Raw genomic sequence first — 14,921 nt, forward strand, 5'->3', positions numbered from 1 at the left:
TTGCGCGGGCTGCGACACCGTGGCATGGTCGCGCCATGACGCAGAATATTCCCGTGCCGCTTTGGCTGCTGATCCTGATCCTGGCCTTTGCCGCGACCTCTTTCGCCTCGAATTTTCTTTTCCCGTCCGTGCGTTGGTTCTTTCGCCGCCGGATGGAACGCTGGCTGGCGCGCTTGAATGAAAAGCTCGACCGGCCGATCGACATCGTAAAACTGGCCGAGCGGCAGGACCGGATTGCCCGGCTGGTCTATGACCCTCATGTGCTGGCGGCCGTCACCGAACACGCAGCAGAGGGCGGGATTCCCCCCTCGGTCGCCTTTCAGGAGGCAAGGGCCTATGCGCGCGAGATTGTGCCCGGCTTTTCGACCACGCTCTATTTCGGCGTGGCGATCAGGCTGGCCAAGGCGCTGACACGCAAGCTGTATCGCGTCCGCTTCGGCAAGATCGAGGGGATGCTGACCCGCGTCGACCCCAAGGCCACGGTGGTTTTCGTGATGAATCACCGGTCGAACATGGATTATGTGCTGGTGACCTGGCTGGTCTCCGGTCAGTCCTCGATTTCCTATGCGGTGGGGGAATGGGCGCGGATCTGGCCGTTTTCCTACTTTATCCGGGCGATGGGGGCTTATTTCATCCGGCGCGGCTCGCGCAACGCGCTCTATCGCCGGGTGCTGGCGCGCTATGTCCAGATGACCACGGCGGAGGGGACCAGTCAGGCGATCTTCCCGGAAGGCGGGCTCAGTCTGGATGGCAGGGTGGGGCCGGCCAAGCTGGGGCTTCTGTCCTATATCCTGACCGGGTTCGACCCGGCGGGGCGGGATGTGGTCTTCGTGCCGGTCGGTCTGGCCTATGACCGGGTGCTGGAGGATGGCGTCCTGACCGAGGCTGCGGCATCTGGCACAAGGCGATTTCGGCTCAACCCGTTCAAGGCGCTGGGGTTTGGCGGGCTGGCGCTGCTGCGGCTCGCCTTTGGCCGCTTTCGCGGCTTTGGCACGGCGGCAGCGGCTTTTGGTCCGCCGATCTCGTTGAGGCAGCACCTGGCCGAGGTGCCCGATGGTTCGACCGAAGCTTTGGGCGCGCGGCTGATGGCGGCGATCGTGCAGACCGTGCCCGTGGTGCCGGTGCCGCTGATCGCTGCGGCCTTGCAGGACGGTGCCGGTGGCCGTGCCGGGGTCGAGGCGCGGACCGCCGCTCTGATTGCCCGGCTGACCGAAGCCGGGGCCGAACTGCGGCTCGCGCCGCAGGGTCTTGCCGCCACGGTGGAGGAAGGGCTGCACAGGCTGATCGCGCGGGGCATCCTCACGCAAGACATGGTTCCGGTTGTGGAGAAGCGCCCCCTGCTCGCCTTCTATGCCGCTTCCGTCCTGCAAAGGCTGGAACATTCCCCTCACGCAGACGTGACAAGAGTTGATTAGCGCCGAGCCGGCTTCTAGCCTCGCCCGACCGGCATTGTGCCGGGAAGAGAAGGAGGAACTCTTGTAATGAAACTTGCTACTGCATTGCTTTGTGGGTTGAGCGCCTTGACCCTGACGGCCTGCGTCGAAGACGGTTCGACCTCGTCCGCCGATCGCCATGTGACCATTGTCAACAACACCAACCTTCCGATCACCCGTTTTTACGGTTCCAACGCCGGTGCGAACACCTGGGAGGAGGACATCCTCGGTGCGGACGTTCTGCCCTCGGGCAGCTCGGTGAATATCAATTTCGATGACGGCTCGGGCTATTGCACCTTCGACTTCAAGGCCGTCTTTTCGAACGGCCAATCGGTCGTGCAGACGAATGTCGATGTCTGCACCACGACGAGAGTGATCTTCTAGATCGGCTCGCTGCAACGCGGCAGACATAAAATTACAAAAGGGCGCTCAGAAGTATTGCAATCTTGCGCGCAACTTTATATCCCAGAGGCATCCCGCCCGTGATTCTGCGGTGCGGCATGGCTCTGGGAGGCCCCGATGGCACTCGATACGCAAAATCCGCTGGCCTATGACGCGCCGGTGAAAGATCTCTACGCCCTGGGCGAAATGCCGCCCCTCGGCCATGTGCCGGCGCAGATGTACGCCTGGGCGATCCGTCGCGAGCGGCACGGCGACCCGGACAAGGCGATGCTGGTCGAGGTCGTGGATACCCCCACCATCGACGCGCATGAGGTGCTGGTGCTGGTGATGGCCGCCGGGGTCAACTACAACGGCGTCTGGGCCGCGCTTGGCACGCCGATCAGCCCCTTTGACGGCCATGGCGCGCCCTTCCACATTGCCGGATCGGATGCGGCGGGTATCGTCTGGAAGGTGGGCGACAAGGTCAAACGCTGGAAAGTCGGCGACGAGGTGGTGATCCACTGCAACCAGGACGACGGCGACGACGAGGAGTGCAACGGCGGCGACCCGATGTTCTCGCCGAGCCAGCGGATCTGGGGCTACGAGACGCCCGACGGCTCTTTCGCGCAATTCACCCGGGTTCAGGCCCAGCAGCTGATGCGCCGCCCGGCGCACCAGACCTGGGAGGAAAGCGCCTGCTACACGCTGACGCTCGCCACCGCCTACCGGATGCTCTTCGGCCACAAGCCGCATGAGCTGCGGCCGGGGCAGAACGTGCTGGTCTGGGGCGCCTCGGGCGGTCTTGGCTCCTACGCCGTGCAGCTGATCAACACGGCGGGCGGCAATGCGATCGGCGTGATCTCGGAAGAGGACAAGCGCGATTTCGTCATGGGGCTGGGGGCCAAAGGCGTCATCAACCGCAAGGATTTCAAGTGCTGGGGCCAGATGCCCAAGGTGAACACGCCCGAATACAAGGAGTGGTTCAACGAGGTTCGCAAGTTCGGCAAGGCGATCTGGGACATCACCGGCAAGGGCAACAACGTCGACCTAGTCTTCGAACACCCCGGCGAGGCGACCTTCCCGGTCTCGGTCTTCGTGGTCAAGCGCGGCGGCATGGTGGTGATCTGCGCCGGCACCACGGGCTATAACCTGACGCTCGACGCCCGCTACCTCTGGATGCATCAGAAGCGGGTGCAGGGCAGCCACTTCGCCAACCTCAAGCAGGCCAGCGCCGCCAACCAGCTGATGATCGAGCGCCGTCTCGACCCGTGCCTCTCGGAAGTCTTCAGCTGGGCGGAAATCCCCGCAGCCCATATGAAGATGCTGAAGAATGTCCACAAACCGGGTAACATGGCGGTGTTGGTGCAGGCCCCCCGTACCGGCCTGCGGACGTTCGAGGATACGCTGGAGGCCAGCCGCTCTCGCTAGACGTATTCAGATCAAGAACAATCTGTTGCACGTCCAATGGGTTATTGCGGTCGGCACGGGAGGATAGCATGAAGGCGGCATTTAATTTGAATGCCACCTTTCCTCGGAGCGTCGATGGGTTACGATTGGATTTTTGATGTGTTGGCGGATCTGAGGTCTTTCGCACAGGCGAATGGCATGACCGGTCTTGCTGCCAAGGCCGACGAGGCCATGAAAGTCGCGGTTGAGGAGGTGGCTGCCCAGAAGGGCACGCCACCGAAAGGACCGCCACGCCGAACCGGGACGACGCATTAGGCCACTAATACGGCTGTTCCACACCAGAGCTATGGCACAGGACGGCGCACTGGCCTAAGGTTGGTGCATGTCGCAAGTTCCCGCTCTCACCTTCTCTGACGATCAGGCCGAGGCCTATGATCGCGTCGCAGCCGACCTTCTGGCCATGGGGGTGGACCTTGCCGAAGGGGTTCTGACCCCGCAGGCCGAGGGCAAAGGCTCGGTTCTGGCCATCCTGGGCAAGGCGGGGTCGGGCAAGACCATGCTTCTGGCCAGCCTCTACCGCGCCTTGCGCGAGGCGGGGATGGACATCGTCTCGGGCGATTATGAGGGAAGGCGGCGCAAGGATCGCCGCACGCTGGCGGTTCTGGCGCCAACCAACAAGGCCGCTTCGGTCCTCCGCCTGCGCGGGGTGCCCGCCACCACGATCCACCGCATCCTTTATACGCCGGTCTATGACCCGCAATATGAACTCATCGCCGAATGGCTGGCAGGGCAGGCCCCGCGCCCCAAGGTCGAGGGTCTGACCGAACTCGCGCTCGACCGCGCTCATGCCTTTTACCAGCAAGTGCCGTCCATACCCGGCGCGCTGGCGGCGGCGGGCCTGCGCGGAAGCGATTTCATCAAGGGCTGGAAGCGCCGCGAAGAGCCGCTGGATGTGGGCTTTGTCGATGAAAGCTCGATGCTGGATGCCCGACAGCTCGACGATTTGCGCGAAATCTTCCCGACGCTGGTGTTGTTCGGCGACCCGGCCCAGCTGGCCCCGGTCGGCCAATCGGGCGAGATGGTGTTCGACAAGCTGGGCGACAGCCGGAAGATGGTGCTGAGCCGCATTCACCGCCAAACCCAGGACAGTCCGATCCTCGACCTCGCCCATGCCTTGGGCGACGACAGCCTGCGCTTTGATGATTTCGAACAGATGGTGCAGGACGCCGCCCGCCGCGACGAGAGGGTGCAATGGGCGGAACGCGTCTCCTCGGACCTGATGGCGCGCAGCCCGGTGCTGGTCTGGCGGAATGTAACGCGGATCAAGCTGATCCAGGCCTTCCGCAACGCCCATGGCGCGCCGGAAGACGCCCTCTTGCCGGGTGAGCCGCTGATCTGCGACGGTATCGAACTGCCGTTGAAGCACCGCAAGAAGCGGATTGATCTGGAGGCGCGCGGTCTGATCAAGGGCGCGCAGGTCATCTACATCGGGCCGGGCAAGAAGGATGGCTTTGCCAAGCTGCACGTGGTGGGCGCCGAAGACCCACAGGTTTCGGCCGCCTGCATCATCAAGATCGAAAAGCCGGATGAGGAAGAGCCCTTCATCCCCTCCGCCGCCACCATGGGGGCGGCTTTCCTGCATGGCGCGGCGGTGACGATCCACAAGGCGCAGGGCTCGCAATGGGAGGACGTGCAGGTCTTCGCTCCCGACCTTTGGGCCGCGGCGCAAGCTGGCCGCAGCGAAGCGGGCATTCCTCTGTGGAAGCGCCTCGCCTATGTCGCGATCACCCGCGCCGAAAAGCGCCTGCATTGGGTGGTGAGGAACCGCCTCGCCCTGCCGAAGACGCCCCTGGGTGTCTCGGACCTCGTGGTGCGGCCGGTGCCCCTCACGCTGCAGGGGCTGGAAGAGGAACAGCCGGTCGGCTAGGCTGGCCGCAATCAGGAGAAAGCCATGATCTGCGTCTTCGTCCAGTTCCGTTGCACCCCCGGCAAGACCTATGCCGTCGCCGACGCCATCTATGACCGCGAGGTTGTCAGCGAGCTTTATTCGACCAGCGGCGAATATGACCTGATCGCCAAGATCTATATCCCGGACGAGGCCGACGTGGGCCACTACCTGTCCGAACGCCTCTTCGACATTCCCGATATCGTGCGCACCCTGACCACGATGACCTTCAAGGCCTTCTGAGGCCTAGTTGCAGCTGCCCATCGCCTGATCAAAGGCCTTGGTCGATTTCTGCAGATGGCCGGAGTCGATTATGATGGGCCGGAACGGCGGGGTTTCCTGCACCGCGGGCTGGACTTGCGTCACGAGGTAGCAGCCCTCGAACACCGTGGCCTTGCCAGCGGTGCTCGTGGCGCGCAGGGCCACTGGCACCTGCGAATGGATCGAACCTGCCGCCCCATCCGACATGACCTTGCCAAGGCGAATCTCGACATGGTCGGTGTCGCCATAGCCTGCCGCGAAGCCTTTGAAATCGGGGGCGGATTCGGGCCGGAAATAGCTCCAGCCACGCAGATATTCGTGCCGGTTGATCGCATTATAAAGCGAGCGGACCACATCGGCGGCGGAAGAGCGGTTGTCGGAATAGGCCGGCTGGCTGGTCTGTGCGGTTGCCTGGGCAGCGATCAGTGCCAGAGCACAGGCCGAGACGAATTTGCGCATGGCATTATCCTTTTCTTCTGCAGTGGCTTAACGGCCAGACGGCGCGCCCGGTTCCCCTAAAGCCAGTCGCCCCGCCGGCTTCCGACGGCGGCACTGACCGTCGCATGGCCGTCACGCTCCAGCAGGCGGTCGAGGCCGCGCGCAAGGTCGGCGGCCAGCGAAAGCCCCTGATAGACCATCGCGGTATAGATCTGCACGGCAGACGCCCCGGCGCAGATCTTGGCATAGGCCTGTTCTGGCGTCGAAATGCCGCCGACGCCGATAAGAGGAATCCGCCCATCGGTCAGGTGCGACAGTTGCGCCAGGATCCGGGTGGATTTTTCAAAAAGCGGCGCGCCGGACAAACCGCCCGCCTCGCCCCTGTGGGGTGATGTCAGACCCTCGCGCGACAGGGTGGTGTTGGTCGCGATGATGCCGGACAGGCCCGAGCCAAGCGCCACCTCGGCCAAGGCTGCCAGATCCTCGGGCGTCAGATCGGGCGCGATCTTCAGGAAGATCGGGATCGGGCGGGGCAGGGTGGCGCGCACCTCCATCACCCCGGCGAGCAGCGCCGCCAAAGCCGCCGGCCCCTGCAGATCGCGCAGCTTTTCGGTATTGGGAGAGGAGACATTGACCGTCGCAAAATCGGCATGCGGACCGCAGAGCGCCAGCACCTTGGCGAAATCGGCCGCCCGATCGGTCGAGGTCTTGTTGGCACCAAGGTTCAGGCCGACCGGCACCGGCCCGCGTTTTCGGGCGGCAAGGCGGGAGGCAATGACCTCGGCCCCCTCGTTGTTGAAGCCAAACCGGTTGATCGCAGCGCGGTCCTCGGTCAGGCGGAACAGGCGCGGCTTGGGGTTGCCGGGCTGCGGCAGCGGCGTGGCGGCCCCCACCTCGACAAAGCCGAAGCCGGCACGGGCCAGCGAGGCCAAAGCCACGGCATTCTTGTCATAGCCGGCCGCCAACCCCACCGGGTTCAGCAAATCCAACCCGGCGAGCCGGGTCGCAAGACGCGGGCTGGTCACCGGGCCGGGCTGCGGCGCCAGGCCCATCCGCAGGGCGGACAGCGACAGCCCATGCGCCGCCTCCGGGTCCACCCGGTGCAGCAGGGCAAGACCCAAAGCCTCGACCGGCTTCAAAACACGCCCTCGGGGAAGATATGGCCGGTGGCGCCCAGGGGCAGGCTCTTGTCCCAGATCACATCCGCCCGGATCAACGCCCGGTAGAGATGCGGGAACAGCGCCCCGCCGCGCGAGGGCTCCCATTTCAGATCCGGCCCGAGGTTGTCGCTGTCCAGCGCCAGAAGGACCAGATCGCTTTCGCCGGCGAAATGCTTGGCGACGGTCTCAGCCACCTGGGCCGCGGTGGAGAAGTGGATATAGCCGTCCTGCAGATCGACCGGCGCGCCATGCGTGGCACCAGAATCGCGGAAGGCCACCCATTCGCTGCGGCGAAAGACTTTGTAGATCAGCATCTTAATTCTCCTCACACAGGCGCGGCGCAAGGCCGCACGGCAGACCGGAGGCTGTGATCCCGCCTGCGACATGCCGATCAAGGATGGTGACGATCATCGCGATCTCCTGAAACTGATCAAAGGGTGATGCCTCAAGCGCGGGTTCTGGTCAACCAAAGGCCGAAGTCGCGGCCCGTCATCGGCTTGTCGCCGAAATGGCGCAGGTTGCGCGGGCCGCCTTTGACAGACTCGGGCCGCCAAGCGCAATGTGACGCCACAACCTTATGGGGAGATGTCCAATGACCATTTCAAAATTCCTTGTCCCGGGCGCGATTTGTGCGCTGCTTGCCACCTCGGCACTGGCGGAGCCGGTCAAGATCACCCTCCTCGGCGTGGGCGACATCTACAACTTTGCCGGTGACGGCAAACAGGGCGGTTTCGCCCGGCTGAACGCGGTGGCCAAGGCGGAACGCGCGGCCAATCCCAACACTTTGTATCTTTTTGACGGCGATATGCTGTCGCCCTCGCTGCTTTCGGGCTTCGACAAGGGGCAGAACACGATCGAGCTGACCAATATGGTGCCCTTCGACCTCGCCGTGCCGGGCAACCACGAGTATGACTTCGGCCCGGCGAACTTTGCCGAGAAGATGAAGGCCTCGAAATACCCCTGGGCCGCGATCAACATCGCCAACAAGGACGGCTCGCCGATCGAGGGTCTGGGCGGCGTCATGGTCAAGGAAGTGGCCGGGCTGAAGATCGCGCTGATCCCGGTGGCGCAGGATTCTTCGCCCGAGGTCGCCAATACCGGCGATCTGGTCTTTTCCCCCACCGTTGACTCCGCGATTGCTGCGGCCAAGAAAGCGCGGGCCGATGGCGCCGATCTGGTGGTGGGCGTGGTGCAGACCGACATCTACAACGACCTGAAACTCATTCATTCCAAGGCTTTCGATGTCATCCTGTCCGGCGATGACCACAATTACGCGACCTACTACGACGGGATCACCGCCTATGTCGAAACCTCGCTGGATGCGCGCCAGCTGTCGCCCATCGACCTGATGGTCGACGTGAAAGAGAAGGACGGCAAGCGCACCGTCAAATGGACCCCGACCTTCCGCTTCATCGACACCGCCACCGTGACGCCGGACCCGGAAACCCAGGCCAAGGTCGATGAATACCAGAAGGGCCTGGACGAACAGCTGAACGTCGTGATCGGCAAGACCGAAACCGCACTCGACAGCCGCCGCAACGTGGTGCGGGCCGAGGAATCGACCATGGGCGACCTGATCGCCGACGCGATGAAGGCCGCGACCGGAGCCGATGTCGCGATCATGAACGGCGGCGGCATCCGCGCCGACCGCACCTATGACGCCGGTGCCACCCTGACCCGGCGCGACATCTTGACCGAACTGCCCTTCGGCAATGTCACCGTCCTGACCGAGATCCCGGGCAGCCAATTGCTCGCCGCCTTGGAAAATGGCGTCAGCCAGGTGGAAAAAGGCGCCGGCCGCTTCCCGCAGGTTTCGGGTATGACCGTGGTTTACGACCCTTCGGCCGAACCGGGCAAGCGGATCACCGAGGTCAAGATCGCGGGTGCCGCGCTTGAGCCGGACAAGCTCTACAAGGTTGCGGTCAACGACTACATCCTCGGCGGCGGCGATGGCTATACCGCGCTGGGCGGCGGCAAGATGATCACGGACACCGGCGCCGGGGCGCTGGTGGCCAGCGACGTGATGGCCTATGTCGAAAAGACCGGCACGGTGAAACCCACGGTCGAGGGTCGCATCAAGCCCATCGGCCAATAAGCGCAACTGGGGGCGGCGCAAGCCCCCCTAACCGCGAATAAGCGCGATATCAGAGGCTTGCAGGTCGGTCGCCCCCAGAACATGGGCGATCGCATGGCCGTTGACGAAGATCGAGGTGCCAGAGCCGTCCTTCATCGGCTCTGTCGTCACCGTGGTTTCCGCGGGTTTGATAGCAGTCATCCCCTCGTTCGCGTGGTGGGTCGTGTAGTCGATAAAGATCTTGTCCTGCGCCGGGTCGTAATCGGTGATCTCGGCCGGGTGGCCGTGTTCGACATCCCAGCTGACGTGGAACGCATCCGCGCCCTTGCCGCCGGTGCCCACGTCGTCGCTGCCAAGGAAGAGCGAATCCTTGCCAAGGCCGCCGTGCAGATGGTCGGCCTGATGATCCTCGATGACGAAGGAGAAATTCCCCGGTTCGTGCTGCACGGTGTAGCCATGCAGGCTGTCATTGCCGCGATTGCCAAAAACGGTGTCCTGCCCGGCGTCGAAGCTGACGAGATGGTCGTTGCCGGCATGACCGATCAGCCTGTCGTCGCCGCCGTTGCCCTCCATCAGGTCGCTGCTGTCCGAACCGTGGAGCGTGTCATTGGCCTCGCCGCCGAAGACCTTGCCGATGGTCCCTGCCGCGGGCGCCTTGACCGCGGCTTCGCCTTGCACGCCGGGTTTGCCCGCAGCCTCCTCCGGGGTCGGGTGGCTCTGGGCGGTGGCTTCGGGATCCCCGGTCGTGTGGCCACCAGTCTTGTGGTCCCCCGTCGCATGGTCGCCGCCGTGATGGTGCCCCTGCGGAGGGGTGCCAGCTTCGGAATGGTGAGGTTTGAGGTGTTCTGCCGGAGAGCCGCCTTCATGCGCGCCATCTTCTTCCGTCGCTTGGGCTTCGGCCTTGTCGGTATCGGAGTGGCCTGCGCCCTTGTCGCCGGCGTGATCCTTGGCGTGATGCGCGCCAAGATCGGCCCAAGGATGCGCCGGGGCGGAGTCTGAAGCGGGCTGATCGTCCGGTGCGGCATGCGCGGCGGGCCAGACGTCCCGCGTACCATGTTCCGGCGCGGTAGGGTGCGCCGATCCGCCCAGCCGACCGTCATCCTCGTGTCCAGCATGCGGGCTCTCCTGCGGAGGGTCAGGCTCATCCAGCAGGGAGCCATGCGGCCCGGCAGGGTTGTGCTCCTCCTCCGTGCCGCTGTGCTCCTCCTCATCGCCGTGATGTTCGGACTCCTTCGGTTGATCGTCGATATGTTCCATCAGGGCCGTGGCCGCAAAGCCAAGACCTGCCATCAAAAGCAGACCCAACATGATCGCTCTCCCACCAGTACACCCGATCGAAAGGGTAAGCGGCGGGCCTTTACAGACTGCTAATTTGGGCCGGGCCACCGCTTCGCGATGACCTCAAGTTCTGGAAATTCCGTCGAAAATGCGAGCTAAACAAAGATCTTCGAGGCGCGGGGGATCTCCTCGGCCGTCTTGGGCGGCGACTGCGACCAGGCCGAGCGCAAAAGTTCAAAATTCTCGCGGTCCTTGCGGTAGACCTGATGGATCCGGTCGCGCAAACCGGCATCAACCACCTGAGTCTTCAGCTCTTTCGAGTTGCTGGCATAGCGTTCCAGCTGGCCGAGGATCTGCCCGATCTCCGGCACGACCTTGCCCAGAAGCAGTGTCAGATTGGCGTCCAGCCCGTTCAGCATCAGCACTTTCATGTCAAAACCGCGGATCGTGTCCATCCGGTAATGCTGCGGCGTCCAGTGCGGGTTGCGGCCGATCTCGTTGCCCTGCGAGAGGTTCTCCTCGATCCAGTCGATCAGGATATGGCAATTGCGGCGGTGATCCTCGGGCGTTTTCGGCTCCACATGCAGTCCGTGGTGATCGTGCAGCGTGCGGCGCAGCGGCACGAATTTGCGGTAGCCCTCGCCCACCACCTTGTCGGAGTAAAGCGAGAGGAACCGGTCGATCGGATCGCGCAGGATGACGAAGCTGTAGTCCTCGGCGCGGACGGCGGCGAGGTCGAGGTCAAAGTCGGCGGCGCGGGCGAAATCGCGGGTCTTTTCATGAATGCGCGGCGGGTTGGCATAGTTTGTGCCATGATCCAGCCGCCAGAGCAGGTTCTTGACGAAGGTGCAGCCGCATTTGGGGATGACCAGATAACGGATTGGAAAGGTGCGGGCGGAAAGCAGGCTCTCCAACCGCAATGCTTGCGTCCCCATGCGTCAGATCCTCTTTCTTTTCCGTATCCTGGCGTTCAAATTCTTGCGCGGCAAGACGGTCAGCCGCTGTGGTGTTCCCGCCAATAGCGGTCAATTTCGACTTGATAAAGGCGCAGACCCGCCTCCAGTGCGGCCGCGAGACGCGGATTTTGGCGGTAGTGGTCTATCAGGGCGGCAACCTCGTCGGCGTAGCGCAGGATCGTGTCATCCGCGACATTGCCCGAGGACATGCGGTGGAAATATTCCTCGGTGTGGCGGTCGTTTGCCTTGCCTTTCGGTGCCGCCCCGCGCCCTCGGTCGCGCCGCAGCGCAAAGGAATCCGCCGTGCGGGTGATATAGTGGTTGATCTGCGCCAGGCGAAAGCTGTCGACCCGTGGTTTGACGGTGCGCAGCGTCCCGAACTCGATGTGCTCCGCCGGCATCTCTTCGACCCAAAGCCCGCCCGCAAAGCTCACCTGTAGTGGGGCGCCGGGTTGATGTTCATAGGGGTGGTGGTTGCTGAAGGCTTTCCAGGCGGCAGGTCTGCGAAACAGGCTTTTGACCAGCCCGACCCCGCTCACCGTGCGCAGCCTTTGCGTGAACCGCCGAGAGGAGGGCTCGTCCGCCCAGGCCCTGTGCCCCCCCGCGCCGAACACCGCCCAGTTGATCAGGATCAGATCGGTTTCTGGCGCCTGCGCCAAGATCAGGTCGGCGACGCGACCCCGCCCGACATGGATGTTGAGCAGCTCGTCCGCATCAAGGATCATCAGCCACGCTGCCGCATCCACCCCAAAGCGGCGGCGAATCTGGGCATAGGCGTGGTGCTGGGCCGTCACCTTGGGCGGTGGCTTGCAGGGCAGGTGGCGAATCACCCCCATGGCGTCCAGCGCATCGAGGATCTCCGCCGTGCCATCGGTGCAGTCGTTCGAGGCGATCAGGATCTCGTCAAAGCCGGCCACCTTGTGATGGGCGACAAACTCCAGCACGAAAGGCGCCTCGTTGCGGAAGCTGGACATAAGCACGGTCTTGCCGGCCATCACGGTCTCATCCGGCACAAGACCCTCCCTCTGCGCTGCGCGGCCAGAGTAGCAGGACTTGCCCCCCGCGCAAGCCGGCCGCCCGGGGCCAATTGCCGCTTTACAGGCCGGCCCCGGTCTTTTATCACCGCGCGCATGATCATGCGCTGCATCCCCTTTCAGCTGCCCCGACGCCGACGCCTGACCGCGTAAGCGCCCGATCTGTCGTGGCCCGTTCATCTTCTGGTGCCACATCCCCCGACCAGACCCCGCCGCCTGCTTTTGGCACCCAACTTGGGCTATTCTCACAGGAGCTGACCCATGATCACCCCCGTTCTGCCGACTTATAACCGCGCGCCCATGGCCTTCGTCAAAGGCGAAGGCTCCTGGCTGACCGCCGAAGATGGCGCGCGTTACCTCGACCTCGGCGCGGGCATTGCCGTGAATGCGCTGGGCCATGCCAATCCTGACCTGGTGGCGGCCCTGACCGAACAGGCGGGCAAGCTCTGGCATGTCTCCAACCTCTACCGGATTCCGGAGCAGGAAAAGCTGGCCGAGGCGCTGGTCGCCAAGACCTTCGCCGACACCGTGTTCTTCACCAATTCCGGCACCGAGGCGGCCGAACTTGCGATCAAGATGGCCCGCAAATACCACTACGAAAAGGGCCAGCCGGAGCGGATCGAGATCCTGACCTTCGAGGGCGCCTTCCATGGCCGCTCCACCGGGGCCATCGCGGCCGCGGGGTCCGAAAAGATGGTCAAGGGCTTTGGCCCACTGATGCCGGGCTTTCGCCAGCTGAAATGGGGCGACCACGACGCGATCCGCGCTGCGATCACCGACCAGACCTGCGCCGTGATGATCGAGCCTGTGCAGGGCGAGGGTGGCATCCGCATCGTTCCGGATCAATGCCTTAAGGGCCTGCGCGACCTTTGCGACGCGACCGGCACTCTGCTGATTTTTGACGAGGTGCAATGCGGCATGGGCCGGTCCGGCAAGCTTTTCGCCCATGAATGGTCGGGAATTGCGCCCGATATCATGATGGTGGCCAAGGGGATCGGCGGCGGCTTCCCCCTCGGCGCCGTGCTGGCCACCGAAGATGCGGCGCGCGGCATGGTCGCGGGCAGCCATGGTTCGACCTATGGCGGCAACCCCCTGGCCTGTGCGGTTGGCGCCAAAGTGATGGAGATCGTCTCGGACGACGCCTTCCTGGCCGAGGTCAACCGCAAGGCCGCCCTGTTCCGCCAGGGGCTGGAAAGCCTCGTCGCCGGCCACCCCAAAGTCTTTGAGGCGGTGCGCGGCGAGGGGTTGATCCTGGGCTTGAAATGCGTGGCAACCAATACCGATATCGTCAAGGCGGGCTATGCCCAAGGCCTTTTGACCGTGCCGGCCGCTGATAATGTGATCCGGCTTCTGCCCGCGCTCAACATTCCTGATGGCGATATCGCCACGGCTCTGACCCTGCTGGACAAGGCCGCCACCATGGTCGAGGCCGCCTGATTCCACAGCCAATCTGTCCGCGAAGCCCTGCGCCTTTCTGCAGGGCTTCGCTTTTTCCGCGTTCCGCCCTATGTTCGGGGCAACCGAAGGAACCATGACCATGCTGCTGCACGATCCGCTCTTCCTCTTTGCCACGGCGCTTTGCCTTGTCGTGCTGGTCATCTTGCTGATCGGCATCGGCACCTTCGCCAAGGGCGGAGAGTTCAACCGAAAATACGCCAACAAACTCATGCAGTTGCGGATCGCGGCCCAGGGTCTGGCCGTGGTGGCCATCCTGATCTTCGCCTGGGTCAAATCCCATGTCGGAGCGCCGTGATGGTCGTCCTGTCGAAGATCTACACCCGCACCGGCGACGCCGGGCAGACCGCCCTTGGCAACGGCGCAAGGGTTGCGAAATATGATTTGCGGGTCACGGCTTACGGCACGGTGGACGAGACCAATGCCACGGTGGGCATGGCCCGGCTGCATGGCATGGATGAGCCACTGGCCCGCATCTCGAACGACCTTTTTGATCTGGGCGCAGATCTGTGCACGCCAGATCTGGAGGGCGACGCGACCGCCCCCTATCCGCGCCTGCGCATCATCGCGGCCCAGACCGACCGGCTGGAGGCCGAAATTGATGCGATGAACGCCGGTCTCGAACCGCTTCGCAGCTTCATCCTGCCCGGCGGCTCGCCCCTGGCAGCACAACTGCACCTCTGCCGGACCACCTGCCGGCGGGCCGAACGCCTGACCGTCGAACTCGCCGCCCATGAGCCGGTCAATCCGGAGGCGGTCAAATACCTCAACCGTCTGTCCGACTGGTTCTTTGTCGCCGCCCGGGTCGCCAATGGCGGCGCGGATGTGCTTTGGGTTCCGGGGCTTACGCGGGGCTGACAAGGCCCAAGCGACCAACATGAACGTGCCGATCCTCTTTTCCCTCCGTTCTGGTGGATTGCTTCCAGCGTCAGGTCCGCGGAATCCATGCCTCCCGTGGCCTGCCGCCTCAGACTAGCGCGCTGATTCGTAAGATCTGGTTAAGGCCGCTCGGATCCCACCGGGCCCTGCGACAATTTTCGTGGCGTCCCTGCGACAAACCCCGTCGATTTTGGCCTGTTGCAGCGCAGCAAGACGGTTT

Annotated in this window: 15 protein-coding genes; 9 read left to right on the plus strand and 6 right to left on the minus strand. The window is 63.9% G+C overall.

From position 1 onward, the window contains the following. The first annotated feature begins 35 nt into the window (after window positions 1-35). From AC1DVR_RS04070 to AC1DVR_RS04090, 5 genes are all read left to right on the plus strand, one after another. A complete protein-coding gene (locus tag AC1DVR_RS04070; protein WP_477999246.1) occupies window positions 36-1,415 on the plus strand; it encodes a 1-acyl-sn-glycerol-3-phosphate acyltransferase in 1,380 nt (459 codons plus the stop codon). Window positions 1,416-1,481: 66 nt separating this feature from the next. Then, complete coding sequence (locus AC1DVR_RS04075) at window positions 1,482-1,817, plus strand: hypothetical protein (RefSeq protein ID WP_477999247.1); 336 nt, start codon at window positions 1,482-1,484, stop codon at window positions 1,815-1,817. 135 nt (window positions 1,818-1,952) lie between these two features. Further along, window positions 1,953-3,242: a crotonyl-CoA carboxylase/reductase gene (ccrA, locus tag AC1DVR_RS04080; RefSeq protein ID WP_477999248.1), complete on the plus strand. Its 1,290-nt coding sequence runs from the start codon at window positions 1,953-1,955 to the stop codon at window positions 3,240-3,242. Window positions 3,243-3,603: 361 nt separating this feature from the next. Further along, window positions 3,604-5,148, plus strand: a complete 1,545-nt coding sequence (locus AC1DVR_RS04085; RefSeq protein ID WP_477999249.1) for an ATP-dependent DNA helicase — start codon at window positions 3,604-3,606, stop codon at window positions 5,146-5,148. A gap of 24 nt (window positions 5,149-5,172) precedes the next feature. After that, complete coding sequence (locus AC1DVR_RS04090; RefSeq protein ID WP_477999250.1) at window positions 5,173-5,409, plus strand: Lrp/AsnC family transcriptional regulator; 237 nt, start codon at window positions 5,173-5,175, stop codon at window positions 5,407-5,409. 3 nt (window positions 5,410-5,412) lie between these two features. Here the strand turns inward: AC1DVR_RS04090 and AC1DVR_RS04095 are convergent, their stop codons facing one another. The 3 genes from AC1DVR_RS04095 to AC1DVR_RS04105 are packed head-to-tail and all read right to left on the minus strand — an operon-like array spanning window position 5,413 to window position 7,339. Then, entirely contained in the window at window positions 5,413-5,886 is a 474-nt protein-coding gene (locus AC1DVR_RS04095; protein ID WP_477999251.1) for a hypothetical protein, read from the minus strand. Window positions 5,887-5,942: 56 nt separating this feature from the next. Continuing rightward, window positions 5,943-7,004: a quinone-dependent dihydroorotate dehydrogenase gene (locus AC1DVR_RS04100; protein ID WP_477999252.1), complete on the minus strand. Its 1,062-nt coding sequence runs from the start codon at window positions 7,002-7,004 to the stop codon at window positions 5,943-5,945. Further along, window positions 7,001-7,339, minus strand: a complete 339-nt coding sequence (locus tag AC1DVR_RS04105) for a DUF952 domain-containing protein (protein ID WP_477999253.1) — start codon at window positions 7,337-7,339, stop codon at window positions 7,001-7,003. Before AC1DVR_RS04105 ends, AC1DVR_RS04100 begins: the two co-directional genes overlap by 4 nt. Window positions 7,340-7,617: 278 nt before the next feature. Here AC1DVR_RS04105 and AC1DVR_RS04110 point away from each other — a divergent pair, with 278 nt between their 5' ends. Next, window positions 7,618-9,120: a bifunctional metallophosphatase/5'-nucleotidase gene (locus AC1DVR_RS04110; protein ID WP_477999254.1), complete on the plus strand. Its 1,503-nt coding sequence runs from the start codon at window positions 7,618-7,620 to the stop codon at window positions 9,118-9,120. A 27-nt stretch (window positions 9,121-9,147) separates the two neighbouring features. Here AC1DVR_RS04110 and AC1DVR_RS04115 read toward each other — a convergent pair whose 3' ends face one another. From AC1DVR_RS04115 to AC1DVR_RS04125, 3 genes are all read right to left on the minus strand, one after another. Then, complete coding sequence (locus tag AC1DVR_RS04115; protein WP_477999255.1) at window positions 9,148-10,407, minus strand: calcium-binding protein; 1,260 nt, start codon at window positions 10,405-10,407, stop codon at window positions 9,148-9,150. Between the two features lie 125 nt (window positions 10,408-10,532). Beyond that, the gene (locus AC1DVR_RS04120) at window positions 10,533-11,312 is read right to left on the minus strand and encodes a sulfotransferase family 2 domain-containing protein (RefSeq protein ID WP_477999256.1); all 780 of its coding nucleotides are present in this window, start codon (window positions 11,310-11,312) and stop codon (window positions 10,533-10,535) included. Between the two features lie 59 nt (window positions 11,313-11,371). Beyond that, the gene (locus AC1DVR_RS04125) at window positions 11,372-12,346 is read right to left on the minus strand and encodes a glycosyltransferase family 2 protein (protein ID WP_477999257.1); all 975 of its coding nucleotides are present in this window, start codon (window positions 12,344-12,346) and stop codon (window positions 11,372-11,374) included. Between the two features lie 282 nt (window positions 12,347-12,628). Between AC1DVR_RS04125 and AC1DVR_RS04130 the strand changes: the two genes are divergently transcribed. The 3 genes from AC1DVR_RS04130 to AC1DVR_RS04140 all read left to right on the plus strand — a co-directional run bounded on the left by AC1DVR_RS04130 (window position 12,629) and on the right by AC1DVR_RS04140 (window position 14,680). Further along, entirely contained in the window at window positions 12,629-13,804 is a 1,176-nt protein-coding gene (locus tag AC1DVR_RS04130) for an acetylornithine transaminase (RefSeq protein WP_477999258.1), read from the plus strand. A 103-nt stretch (window positions 13,805-13,907) separates the two neighbouring features. Further along, window positions 13,908-14,120 carry a twin transmembrane helix small protein gene (locus tag AC1DVR_RS04135; RefSeq protein ID WP_477999293.1) on the plus strand — a complete coding sequence of 71 codons (213 nt, stop codon included), beginning with the start codon at window positions 13,908-13,910 and terminating at the stop codon, window positions 14,118-14,120. Further along, window positions 14,120-14,680, plus strand: coding sequence for a cob(I)yrinic acid a,c-diamide adenosyltransferase (locus tag AC1DVR_RS04140; RefSeq protein WP_477999259.1), 561 nt, complete (start codon window positions 14,120-14,122; stop codon window positions 14,678-14,680). Before AC1DVR_RS04135 ends, AC1DVR_RS04140 begins: the two co-directional genes overlap by 1 nt. The last annotated feature ends 241 nt before the right edge of the window (window positions 14,681-14,921 follow it).

It is taken from the genome of Rhodobacter sp. P2_H5 (genome assembly GCF_056403335.1).

Coding starts and splice junctions, on each gene's coding strand:
- AC1DVR_RS04110 (WP_477999254.1), top strand. CDS start 7,618: ATGACCATTTCAAAATTCCTTGTCCCGGGCGCGATTTGTGCGCTGCTT.
- AC1DVR_RS04130 (WP_477999258.1), top strand. CDS start 12,629: ATGATCACCCCCGTTCTGCCGACTTATAACCGCGCGCCCATGGCCTTC.
- AC1DVR_RS04115 (WP_477999255.1), bottom strand. CDS start 10,407: ATGTTGGGTCTGCTTTTGATGGCAGGTCTTGGCTTTGCGGCCACGGCC.
- AC1DVR_RS04075 (WP_477999247.1), top strand. CDS start 1,482: ATGAAACTTGCTACTGCATTGCTTTGTGGGTTGAGCGCCTTGACCCTG.
- AC1DVR_RS04085 (WP_477999249.1), top strand. CDS start 3,604: ATGTCGCAAGTTCCCGCTCTCACCTTCTCTGACGATCAGGCCGAGGCC.
- ccrA (WP_477999248.1), top strand. CDS start 1,953: ATGGCACTCGATACGCAAAATCCGCTGGCCTATGACGCGCCGGTGAAA.
- AC1DVR_RS04140 (WP_477999259.1), top strand. CDS start 14,120: ATGGTCGTCCTGTCGAAGATCTACACCCGCACCGGCGACGCCGGGCAG.
- AC1DVR_RS04070 (WP_477999246.1), top strand. CDS start 36: ATGACGCAGAATATTCCCGTGCCGCTTTGGCTGCTGATCCTGATCCTG.
- AC1DVR_RS04105 (WP_477999253.1), bottom strand. CDS start 7,339: ATGCTGATCTACAAAGTCTTTCGCCGCAGCGAATGGGTGGCCTTCCGC.
- AC1DVR_RS04090 (WP_477999250.1), top strand. CDS start 5,173: ATGATCTGCGTCTTCGTCCAGTTCCGTTGCACCCCCGGCAAGACCTAT.
- AC1DVR_RS04095 (WP_477999251.1), bottom strand. CDS start 5,886: ATGCGCAAATTCGTCTCGGCCTGTGCTCTGGCACTGATCGCTGCCCAG.
- AC1DVR_RS04120 (WP_477999256.1), bottom strand. CDS start 11,312: ATGGGGACGCAAGCATTGCGGTTGGAGAGCCTGCTTTCCGCCCGCACC.